This window comes from Streptomyces polyrhachis (assembly GCF_042663125.1).
Taxonomy (GTDB): Bacteria; Actinomycetota; Actinomycetes; order Streptomycetales; family Streptomycetaceae; genus Streptomyces; species Streptomyces polyrhachii.
Genome location: NZ_JBHSZO010000069.1, coordinates 1 through 11,333, shown reverse-complemented (window position 1 = coordinate 11,333; position 11,333 = coordinate 1). Strand labels below are relative to the sequence as shown.

The following is an 11,333-nucleotide window of genomic DNA, read 5'->3' as shown; positions in this document are numbered from 1 at the left end:
CTCAAGACCTGGCGGCTCCTGCGCAAACTGCGATGCTCCACCACCCGCATCACCAACCTCGCTCAGGCAGTCCTCACCCTGCACCTGACCTACTCAAACTGAGGTTGGAAAACACTCAGTACCCGATGCCGTTCATCCTGGAGTGGCCATGGCCTTTGGAGGCGGGAGGCGGTGCGTCCCCTTCAGAGCAGCACGTCGGCATCGACGCGCGAGAAGATCAGCTGCGTCTCGCCGACGATCGGCTGAGTCCAGCGCAACCGGGTGACGGATGGCCTTCAGGTAGCCGGCCTCGGTGTAGTCCGTGGGGAGGCGGTAGGGATGAAACCCGTGCCGCTCCATGATCGCGGTCAACTCTTCGACGGAATCGCCTAGCTTGACCATCCGCTCCGGCGTCACCTCTACCGCGATCTCCACGTCCTGGGGGAGCACGTCGAGCAAAGTGACGAGCCCCCGGATGACACTTCCTTCCGCTCCCTCTACGTCGATCTTTATCACTCGGGCTTTGGCGACCTCGTCCGGCTTCAGAATCTCGGCCAGCGGAAGAGCCTCTATCTCGAAGGTGGACTCAACCGATCCTTCATACGGAACGATCGAGTTAGCCCCCATGTTCTGAGAACTAGCAAGCACGAACGTGAGCTTCTGACGCTGTTCCGAGACAGCGACGTTGACTGCCCGAATGTTCACGCAATCGTTGAGTGCCGCATTCTGCAGAAGCCGACGGTGAAAGGTGGGAGAGGCTTCAATAGCCACCACCTGCTCTCGACTCCCCACGAGCTGAGATCCGAGGATCGAGAACTCACCGATGTTCGCACCCACGTCCACCAGGACGTCACCCGGGCGAAGGCGACTCTTCAACCAGTGCGCCATGTGCGGCTCCCACACCCCGAAGAGGTAGAGGTATCGCTGAATAAGATCCTGTGTGTCCAGCTCGAACCGCGCTCCGAAGCGGGTCTCCGCGACACGCTGACGCGGGCGGTCTCGTAGGTACTCGTTCAGTCGCTGCACCGGCTGGCCAGTATCGAGTGGACCCCACTCGTTGCGTACGCACCACCGTACAAGCGTGGCCAGAACCTCCGAGAAGAAGCTAGACATCTACATGCCTTCCCTAGACCATCGATATGAGTCGCCCTTCGTCGCACACATCCAGAAGGAATGCATGAGCGACAAGGGAACGCCAAAGGAGGCCTTACAGACAGGCTCCTCGCCTGCAGAGATCAGCACTGCGACGGCACCGGCGTCACTGCCGGTACACGACGTCAGGCTGGGTACCGTTGCGCGGCACCCAGCCTGACGTCGGCGATCCGACCTAATTACCACGGCGGCGCGGTCGGCACTCCTCCACGCGCTCGATGCTCTCGCAGGCCTCCTTGCGGCCCTCCAGCACGGCCCGCAGGTCAGTGCCATCAGACACGCGATCGGCCAAGTATTCCTATCATCGGCAGGCTACATGCCTATCCCGAAGTGGACGAGTGCAGCACGGTGCATTCGGAATCCCACCAAGGCAGCTCACCCCGAACCTGATCAAGATGCCGGTCTAGGTAATTCGGTGGCCCTCCCGAGACGTTATGTGATTCCAAAAGATAGAAATCTGAACGCTCCCCATCGATGGCCAACTCACCATACAGGAAGAATTCCATATTGAGTCGGAATTCTCCATTTCCCGCGACCAACTGAATGGAAGTCGCAGAGAATGCCATCAATTCATGAGGAGGTGGAGCCCCAACCCAGCGAAACGACTGCATTCCATGGACTATCAAAAGCCCCGAATTTCCCGCAGGGCAGTTCGTCGCCAAGCGCATATCGAAGAGCAGCGCTGCACGACTCGCCGTTGGGCACATTCTAGCATCGAGAAGTTGCGCATCCTCAAGCGCTTCCCGGTCCTTCAGCGGGTCCCAGTCGGCGAAACCTGGAGTTCGATGGTATTCATGCGATGTAAATAGATTCTCTACAGTGATCATGGAATTTGAATATGCCAGTAGTCATCGGATTTCGTGATGTTAGCCGCTCCAGTAAATGGATGGACAAATTGTCCGGCCCCATTTGCGTAGGTTATGTATCCGTTTGGATATTTATGTGTTCCGCTAGTTACTGGATCCATCACGCGTACATATCTGACGCTCTTATGAAACCCGTTGGCCACAGCCTCGGATTCCTTTATTTCATAGAACCAGCCCTTCCCAGTGTTAGCTCTTGCTATTGCTTTACGACCCTTGGGCAGCCAAAGTGTCTCACCGTTTGGTCCTACGATGCTACCAATCAGACATCGGCTGTTGTGGACCAGAATCGGAGTGTCGCCTGCGAAGACATAGTACGTGTGTAGACCTTCGACTGTGAGGTTGTAGGTCCGTGCGATCTTGCTGAAGGTCCGGTTGGCCTGGACGGTGACGTTGGTTCCGTCGTCGGTCCTGAGTGTAATCCCGGCTTGGAGGTCGGCCGCTTCGACCCACGCGTTCTCGGAATGAGACCAAAACGGGTGCTCGTGCGTCGCGATCAGCCTTTCCTCACCTTGTGGGGTGGAAATGCTGAGTTCGTTAAAGAACTTGTCGTCCTCGGTAACGATCAGGTCAGTGACTGTGCGGGGTCCCCGCTCGCCGGTGACGGGGTCCATGGCAGCCACCTGGTCACCGAGTTGGACGGACTCGATGTTCTTCGCCGAGCCATCGTCCATAAGAACCTTAGTGCCTGCTAGGAAGCACTGCGCACAGTCCTGCGCCATACGGACGGCGCGGCTTCCATCTACTGCGTCGTCTACGCTCTCATATGCCTTCTTGAGGAGCTTGAGTTTGCCGATGGGAAGGATGGAAAGAGCGACAAGAGAGCACTTGCTGAGAGTGGGGTTCGCGGCACAGTCGCGGGCGTCGCTGTACCCGATGACCTCTTGCACAATTTTCTGTGTGGTGGGGTCGGTGGCAGTCCCGAAGGCGAGGGAGTTCTGCAGGTAGCAGTTGAGTTTTGCCAGTGCCTGGATTATGTGGCTCACGCAGTCCTGGCGGCTCGATGCCTCCCGCTCCTGCTGGCGCTCCTCTTCGGCCTGGCGGCGGGCTTCGTCCTCTTCATTTGCGCGCTTTTGGAATACGTCCTGCCATGCTGCGGTGGCCAATTGGGCGGCCTCTGCCGCACTCTTTCCAGCAGTTACTGCGTCGGCGTAGGCACGTTCGCTGGATTCCCTGGCCTCATACGCCGAGGTACGCGCGTAATTGGCGGAGAACTCCGCTTGGGCGGCGGATTCTTCGGCAGCCACTGCGTCGTTCGCTGCGCGGTTGGCGGCGGCGCGCGCGGTGGTCGCGGATTGCTTGGCCTGGTTGGCGCTGGTTTCTGCACGGCCGGCTGCGTTCTTAGCCGCGAGGGCATAACTGGCAGCCTGGTCGGCGCTCTTTTGGGCGTCGGCTGCGGCGGCCTGCGCGTCAGCGGCGGCGTTTTTGGCTTCGGCTGCGACCTTGGCAGCTAGAGCAGCGTTGTAGCGGGCAGTGGCAGCTATGTTCTGGCCCTCGGCAATGAGCCGTTCGACCTGGGCGACGTGGGTGGCAGCTAGGTCGTCCTTGAGGTCGGCCATGTACTGGCCCGCTTGGGCGAAGACGTGGACCTCATCGGCGGAGCCAGCGAGTGCGATCTTGCCAGCTGCTTTGACCTCGGGGCCACCGCTGTTGAACAACTGGGTGGCGATGACCCGCTCGTCGGCTTGCTGGGCCGCATACTGGCCGCTGTTGAGGAAGCCGAGAAGGGCCTGGGTGCTGCCGTCTGACAGCGCCTTCATGGCGTCTTCCTTGACGCCGGGTCCACCGTCGTTGGCGATTTTAGTGACGGCGATGCGGTAGTCGGCGTTAGCAGCCTGGTGCTGTCCGGTGGTGTAGAAGTCGTAGATCTGCTGGTCGGTGCCAGCCAGAACCGCGGTGGCGGCAGTGCGCACCGCCTCGTAGGGACTTGCCGAAGCGAGGTCGGAAACCTGCTGGCGTATCTCGTCCGCGAGGGCCTTGTCCCAGTCGGTCTTCAGGTACGTGATGACTTCAGCGTCCGTACCGGACAGGGCCTGGGCCGCAGCATCTCTGCGCCAGGAGCCGAAGTATTTCATCGCCCGCATCGCTACTGCGCGGCCCTTGGCCGCGACTGCGGCCTGGTCAGCGCCAGCCTGGTTCGCCTCAGCGGTCAGGGTCTTCGTGTCATCGACAATGGCCTGGCCCTCGAGCACCGTCTGGGAAATGTCCACGGTGAAGGTGTCGGCTGTGGCCTTGCGTGTCATGGCGGCCTCGACACCGGCATTGGTGCGGGTCTTGAGGTCCTCGGCCTCGGTCGCGCGCGCGATGTCGAAGGTTTTCTGCGCCGTTGCCACCGCCTGTGTGGCTGTATCGGCGGCAGCCTTGGCAGCGGTGGCCTGCTTGGTGGCCTCAGCCGCCTGATCAGTCGCCTCGCCGGCATGAGCTGCTGCTTGCTCAGCAGCAGTGGCAGCGTTCTCCGCGTGTGTGGCGGCCGAGTTGGCCGCAGTGCGGGCCTCATAGGCAGCCGCCGATGACGAGCGTGCCAGTTGCTCAGCAGCGGTAGCCGCGCGGTTGGCCTCAGCCGCGTGACGGCGGGTCTCCGCCGCGGCGGCCCGGGCCTCAGTGGCGGATCCACCAGCAGCCTCCGCATAGCTGGCTGCCTGATCCGCTGCTGCGGCAGCCGCATTGGCGTTGCCTGTTGCGCTACGGGACGCGGCTGCCGCATCAGCGGCGGCTAGGGATGCAATACCAGCCTTCTCGGCGGCCTTGGCCGAGCGCTTGGCCAACTCGCCAGCCTTACGTGCCTCAGCAGCCCGGTCCAGCGCGACCTGCGCCAGGTCTTTGTCCATGCTCGCAGCGAAGGCTGCGCTGGAGGCGCGGCCGGCGGCTTCAGCTGCGGCTGCGGCCGCGTTCGCGGTCTGCGCTGCGGCAAGCGACGCGCGTCGGGCTGAGCGGTTGGCCTCGTTGGCTGCGCCGATCGCTCGCTGTGACGCTGCTGCGGCCGCCCGGGCTGCGTCGGCGGCCTGCTGGGCCTTTGCCGACGCACGGTTGGCGTCAGTCTTGGCAGCCTCTGTCTCTTTAGCGGCCCTCTCTGCGGCTTCCTGAGCCAGCGCAGCGGCAGCGATGGCCTTGGCGGAAGCCTCCTCAGCCTTATCCGTCGCCTCTTCGGCCTGTTTGCCAGCCTTCTCGGCCTGTACCGTCAACTGCGCGATCGTAGCGTGTTCCTGGTCGCGGTTACGCGCAACGAACTGGCCGACCTCCAGGAACTCGACGATATCGCCGGGCGTGCCCATCAGAGCGAGTTTGGCGGCGGCCTTCACGTTCGTGCCACCGGTGTTGTAAAGCTTGGTGACCTCGACGCGGTTGTCAGTCTCCTGCGCCTTGTACTGGTCTACCTCCAGGAACTGCTTGACGTCTGCGGATGTACCCAGCAACGCCTTCTTGCCCGCATCTTGGACACCGGGCCCACCAAAGTTCACGACGCTGGTGGCCTGCACACGCAGGTCCTGCTCGTGCGGGGCCTTCCAGCCCTCGTCCAAAAAGGCTTCGACGTCGGCCGGGGTACCCGCGAGGGCCGTCTTTGCGCCCGAACGCACGGCTGGACCGCCCGCGTTCACCACCCGGGAGAGATCTACCCGGTCATCGATCTGCTGAATGGCAGGTGCATCCACGAGGAACTGTCGGATGCCCTCGTCCGGGCCCAGGAGCGCCTTCTCGGCTGCTTCCTGGATGCCGACCCCGCCGTCCAACCAGTAACCCACTACCAATCCGCGGTTCGCCGTCGGCTGAGGATCTTCCGCGGTGGCGGGAGAAGCACTCAGGAGCGTGGCTGTCAATGTGGCGGACAACACGGCCGCGCATGCAGCGCGAAATCCCACCACTCTAGGTGTCCCGACTTTTTGAACTCCGTACGCTCGCCCCAGACTTATGGAGCGCGATGGGTGTATCACTGAACGGTCCTTCACTTCGTCAATAGCCGACTACCCGAAAGCGACCTAGACGGTCGACATGCCAGTTATGCCCGTTTCTCACAGTCGCGTAAGTACTGAGCGTGATTTATAAGTCACGCAGTGCCAATGTTTCATGGCGCACTCTCGCTCAACCCCAAGGGTCCAGGTAGGCGGAGATGTCTCTCGCCGACGCGAATCTTACATGTGCTTTACTTTTGCGACCCAGGCCATCATGGTCCGACTTTCATTGACATGTACGCCTTCCCCTTGAGAGGAATCCATAGTGATAACTCCTGCCCGGAAAATGCTTCTTGGAGGCCTGGCAGCCGCCCTCGTGGTAGGTACCGGCGCCACTGCGCTGGCTCTCCCGCAGGCCACCCTCACTGCTACTGCGGGCGAGATGTCGTACGCGGTCGAGGACTTCAACTACCCAGGCGCTGCCAAGGTTTTGGCTGACCGCGGCATCACACTCAAGCGCGGCGACGGACACATCATTCTCACCGATGCCACCACCATCGGTGAATGCAGCGACCCCTCAAACATCGCAGTCGAGTCACGCATGGGCATCTTCTGTTTCAAGGCCAACGCCGCGTCCGGCTACCTCACCCTTGAGCTGCCCGACACCTTTAGCCTCTGGACCCAGGACCACCCTGTGAAGGCCACGTTGACCGCCGACGGCCAGGACGCCGTGGTCAACGCCCCCGCCAACGACCTCACCCCGGTCGGCGAATCCGGCGATACTGGGCTGCGTTCGGTCCTCGTTGAGATCCGCGTCACCGGCTGAACCAGCCCATGGCTAGGCCCGCTCGCAGAAAACACACAGCGGTGCCCGCGAGCCGTATACGCCGCGAACTCCGGATCACCCGGGTCAAGTCTTCAAACTCGCGGCGGGTCACACCTATGCCCTAACGCACCTGCTCGTACCCCTGAGCATCAGCTGGGGGGAGCAAAGTCGCCGATGGGCCCATTTTCCCAAGGACACAGAATGACTCGTTCTAGAAGTACCCGCCTGGGCGGGCTGGCCGCGATCACCGCGGCCCTGGTCGCCATACCCATGGGGGTGACCGCCCCAGCCGCCCATGCCGTGGTCGGTACCCCAGCGGCCGACGGCACCCACGCCTTCACCGCGAACCTGGTGATCGGCGACCATCAGCGTGGCTGCTCCGCCGCCCTGGTCTCACCCGAATGGCTACTGACAGCGGCCAGTTGCTTCGCCGACGACCCCGCGGTCAGCCTGGCGGTGCCTGCGGGCAAGCCCGCGCTGAAGACCGTCGCGACCATCGGCCGCACCAACATCTCCACCACTGCCGGACAGGTACGCAACGTGGTCGAGCTGCGCCCGCACGGTACGCGCGATCTCGTGCTGGCCCGCCTCGCCCAGCCCGTGGCCGGTATCGCACCGGTCGCCATCGCCTCCACCGCACCGGCTGCCGGACAGCAGCTCACCACCGCCGGCTACGGGCGCACCGCCCAGGACTGGGCGCCGGAGAAGATGCACACCGGGGCGTTCGCCATCGACTCGGTGAACACGGGTGACCTTACCCTCAGCGGCCAAAGCGGCGCTGCCGTGTGTGCGGGTGACACTGGCGGGCCCGCGTTTCGTATCGTGAACAGCAAGCCCGAACTCGTCGCCGTCAACAGCCGCTCCCGCCAGGTGGGTTGTTTCGGCATCGAGGCCCCGGAGGGTACCGCCAATACGGCGGTCAGTACCCGGGTGGACGACGTCCGTACCTGGATCTCCAGCAACTCCAAGCAGACGCCGAGCCAGGACTACAACGGTGACGGCCGCTCGGATGTGGCTACGTGGTACGACTACGCCGACGGCAGCGACAAGGTGCACGTGTGGGCCGGCGGCACCACCGGCGCCCTCCAGTTGCCCACCGTCGCCTACAGCGCAGCCGCGGGCACCTGGAACATGGCCAACACCAAGCGGGTCACCGGTGACTTCAACGGCGACGGCCGCTCCGACATCGGCGTGTTCTACGGCTATGCCGACGGCACCGTCAAGCTCTTCCGCTGGCTGTCCAACGCCGACGGCACCTTCGCCTCCATCGTGACGTCGTGGACCTCCACCACCTGGACCTTCGACCGGATGGAGCCGCGCACCGGCGACTACAACGGCGACGGCCGCGACGACATCGCCGTGTGGTACGACTACGCCGACGGCAGCGACAAGCTCTTCACCTTCCTCGCCAAGGAAGACGGCACCTTCAACGCCCCCTTCTCCTCCTGGGAGCGCGCCAGCGGTTGGACCTTCGCCAACATCAAGCTCACTACCGGTGACTACAACGGCGACGGTCGCGATGACCTGGCGATGATGTACTTCTACTCCGGCGGCGAAGTCAAGATGATCACGCTGCCCTCGCTGGCCACCGGCGGCTTCCAGGACACGCAGGTCCAGGGCTGGTCCAGCACCACCTGGGGCACCTTCGAGCGCACCAGCGTCCAGTCCGGTGACTTCAACGGCGACAACGTCGATGACATCGCCTCCTGGTACGACCACGGTGACGGCTCGGACGCCATCATCACCTTCACCCCCGGTGACACCGACGGCTCCCTGGATATCCGCAAGGAAGCCTGGACCACCGGCCCGGGCAACTACACCCGCGACAACATGCGCCTCTTCGGCGGCGATTTCAACGGCGACGGCCGTGACGACCTGGCCGCCAACTACGGCTACGACACCGGCACCCTCAAGATGATCACCTGGGTCGCCAAGGCGGACGGCACCTTCAACGAGCCCCTCCACGGCGCCGAGAAGACCAGCGGCTGGGACTACAACCGCATGCGCGTCTTCGGACACTGACACACGCACCCAACCGTGAAACCTGTGGCCCGGCACATAGTGCCGGGCCACAGGCCCTCTCTAGGTGACAGCGAAGCCGCTGATGGGCCCATTTACCCAAGGACAGTGATGATTCGTTCAAGAAGTACCCGCTTTGGCGGGCTGGCCGCGATCACCGCGGCCTTGGTTTCCGTGCCCCTGACGGTGACCGCCCCGACTGCCCACGCCATGGTCGGCACTCCTGCGGTCGACGGCACGCACGCTTTCACCGCGAAGCTGGTGGTCGGTGATCACCAGCGTGGCTGCTCCGCCGCGCTGGTGGACTCCGAGTGGCTGCTGACGGCGGCCAGTTGCTTCGCCGACTCCCCGGGTGCCGCTGTGGCACCCGGTGTGCCGCAGTTGAAGACGACCGCGACCATCGGCCGCTCCACCGATCTTGACGGTGCCGGTGGGGCTGTGCGTCAGGTCGTCGAGCTTGTGCCGCGTAGTGATCGAGATGTGGTGCTCGCCCGGTTGAACCGGCCGGTCACCAACGTCGCCCCCATTGCCCTGGCCGCCACCGCGCCCGCTGTGGGGGAAGAGCTGACGTTCGCCGGGTATGGACGTACGAAGGCCGAATGGGCCCCGATGAAGTTGCACACCGGCACCTACAGCGTGGACTCCGCGCAGGCAACCACCAGCGCGGTCACCGGGAAGGGCGGCGCGGTGGCGTGTGCGGGTGACGCGGGCGGTCCGGTGGTGCGCGCTGCGGGTACCACTGTTGTCCTTGCCGGCCTTATCAGCCAGTCGTACCAGGGGGGTTGCTTCGGCGTTGATGCGGCGGAGGTCCGTACGGGCGGTATCACTGCCCGGGTGGACGGCCTCGCCTCGTGGGTGACGTCCACGGTGGGCGCTGTGCGTGTCACCGACTTCAACGGTGACGGCGTCACGGACATTGCAATCTCCGATCCGAAGGCCGCCGTTGGCGGTGCCGCCGCGGCGGGTGTGGTGCGGATCGTCTACGGCGGCGGCAAGGGCACCTTCGAGGCCAACCAGAACCTGTCCTGGATGGCCGGCAGCGCCGAGGCCAACGACAGCTTCGGCGAAGCCATGGACACCGTCGACTACAACGAGGACGGCTATACCGACCTCGTTATCGCCACCCCGGGCGAGGACATCGACACCGCCATCGGCGCCGGGATGGTCCATGTGCTCTACGGTGCCGCTGGCGGCATTGGCACCGGTGCGGCCAAGAGCACCAGTTTCGTGCAGGGCAGCGGCACCGGCGCCCTGGTCGGTGCGACTCCGGAGGACGGGGATCGCTTCGGCCACGCGGTCGCGGCCGGTCTCACCGCCGCCGGTGAGCCCTACCTTCTGGTCGGCGCCCCCGGTGAGGCCCTGGGCACTGTTACGAAGGCGGGCTCGGCCTTCTACATCCACGCCGATACCAGCCGTGCCATCACCCAGGACAGCGACGCCATGCCCGGCACCGCCGAGGCCGGCGACCAGTTCGGCTGGTCCGTCGCGGGCAACGCCAACCACCTCGCCATCGGGACCCCCTTCGAGACCATCGGTACCGCGGCGGGTTCCGGCATGCTGCACCTGCTCAACCCGAACAAGCTGACCGCCGAGGGCCGGCCGACCCCGCTCAGCGGCATTGACCAGGACCTTGACACCATCAATGGCAGCGCCGAAGCAGGCGACGAGTTCGCATACGCCGCCACCCTGACCGAATACCGCCCCACCGGCGCAGCGGCAGCCACCGAGTCGATCCTCGCGATCGGTTCACCCGGTGAAGACACCGACACGGGCCGTGTCATCCTGGTGCGCGTCAAGGCAGACGGCACCTGGAGCGAGATGGGAACGCTCTGGCAGGGCACCGCCACCGACGACGTCACCGGCACCGCCGAAGCCGGCGACCGCATGGGCGAAGACCTCACCGCGATCAACGTCGCTCCCCGCGCGGTCAGCACCACGGCCACCATGAAACTCGCCGTCGGCACCCCCGGCGAAGCCCTCAACACCGCCACCAACGCCGGCGCGGTCCACACTTTCTCTCTCCTGGGCGCGGCCGGCGCCAACGACCACTGGACCCAGGCCGGCGGCAGCACCGGACTCCCCGGCACCCCCGCCACCGACCAGCGCGTGGGCCGCAGCATCCACTTCACCGACACCCACCTCTACATCGGCATGCCCTACGGCCCCTCCACCGGCGCCCTGTATGCCCTGCCCCACTCCAACGTGACCGCCGGCGGCACCATCAACCCGATTACTACCTACAAGCCCGGCACCGGGGGCCTGCCCACCAACGCCGGCTACTTCGGCTACGTCGCACGCTGACCCCTTCCAACAGGAAACGAACGCCCATCCCTTAGCACCCGGTATTCCCCGAGGACCCGAACGGTCCTCGGGGAATACCGGGTGTTATCACAGCCCCTCCCAGATGATCATGGGCTGATCGCGCCAGGGCACGGCGTGGAAGGAGTCGGACTGGGCAACGTCGGGCGGGCACTGACGCTCTGAGCTGGCCTTTCGTCTCTTCTGACGGAGGCTGACACAGCAACGGCCCCCGCGCTGCCCCGGTGATCCGGCTTAGGTTCTAGCGGTCCTCGCAACACTCACGACGTGGGGAGTTGCGAGGACCGT

6 protein-coding genes and 1 pseudogene are annotated in these 11,333 nt (G+C 64.3%); 4 read left to right on the top strand and 3 right to left on the bottom strand.

All coding sequences use genetic code 11. The features are described from left to right. Positions 1–102, top strand: a pseudogene (locus ACFQLX_RS25305) (IS5/IS1182 family transposase); the annotation flags it as partial. Positions 103–132: 30 nt separating this feature from the next. Here ACFQLX_RS25305 and ACFQLX_RS25300 read toward each other — a convergent pair. From ACFQLX_RS25300 to ACFQLX_RS25290, 3 genes are all read right to left on the bottom strand, one after another. Then, complete coding sequence (locus ACFQLX_RS25300) at positions 133–1,092, bottom strand: FkbM family methyltransferase (RefSeq protein ID WP_386418819.1); 960 nt, start codon at positions 1,090–1,092, stop codon at positions 133–135. A 359-nt stretch (positions 1,093–1,451) separates the two neighbouring features. After that, the gene (locus tag ACFQLX_RS25295) at positions 1,452–1,958 is read right to left on the bottom strand and encodes a hypothetical protein (protein WP_386418817.1); all 507 of its coding nucleotides are present in this window, start codon (positions 1,956–1,958) and stop codon (positions 1,452–1,454) included. After that, positions 1,955–5,734 carry a polymorphic toxin-type HINT domain-containing protein gene (locus ACFQLX_RS25290; RefSeq protein ID WP_386418815.1) on the bottom strand — a complete coding sequence of 1,260 codons (3,780 nt, stop codon included), beginning with the start codon at positions 5,732–5,734 and terminating at the stop codon, positions 1,955–1,957. Before ACFQLX_RS25290 ends, ACFQLX_RS25295 begins: the two co-directional genes overlap by 4 nt. Positions 5,735–6,323: 589 nt before the next feature. Between ACFQLX_RS25290 and ACFQLX_RS25285 the strand changes: the two genes are divergently transcribed. From ACFQLX_RS25285 to ACFQLX_RS25275, 3 genes are all read left to right on the top strand, one after another. Then, entirely contained in the window at positions 6,324–6,707 is a 384-nt protein-coding gene (locus ACFQLX_RS25285; RefSeq protein ID WP_386418813.1) for a hypothetical protein, read from the top strand. Between the two features lie 201 nt (positions 6,708–6,908). After that, complete coding sequence (locus tag ACFQLX_RS25280) at positions 6,909–8,729, top strand: FG-GAP-like repeat-containing protein (protein WP_386418811.1); 1,821 nt, start codon at positions 6,909–6,911, stop codon at positions 8,727–8,729. Between the two features lie 108 nt (positions 8,730–8,837). After that, positions 8,838–11,027 (top strand): trypsin-like serine protease, encoded by a 2,190-nt coding sequence (locus ACFQLX_RS25275; RefSeq protein ID WP_386418821.1) that lies wholly within the window; start codon positions 8,838–8,840, stop codon positions 11,025–11,027. Positions 11,028–11,333 lie beyond the last annotated feature (306 nt).

Coding starts and splice junctions, on each gene's coding strand:
- ACFQLX_RS25300 (WP_386418819.1), bottom strand. CDS start 1,092: ATGTCTAGCTTCTTCTCGGAGGTTCTGGCCACGCTTGTACGGTGGTGC.
- ACFQLX_RS25295 (WP_386418817.1), bottom strand. CDS start 1,958: ATGATCACTGTAGAGAATCTATTTACATCGCATGAATACCATCGAACT.
- ACFQLX_RS25285 (WP_386418813.1), top strand. CDS start 6,324: ATGTCGTACGCGGTCGAGGACTTCAACTACCCAGGCGCTGCCAAGGTT.
- ACFQLX_RS25280 (WP_386418811.1), top strand. CDS start 6,909: ATGACTCGTTCTAGAAGTACCCGCCTGGGCGGGCTGGCCGCGATCACC.
- ACFQLX_RS25275 (WP_386418821.1), top strand. CDS start 8,838: ATGATTCGTTCAAGAAGTACCCGCTTTGGCGGGCTGGCCGCGATCACC.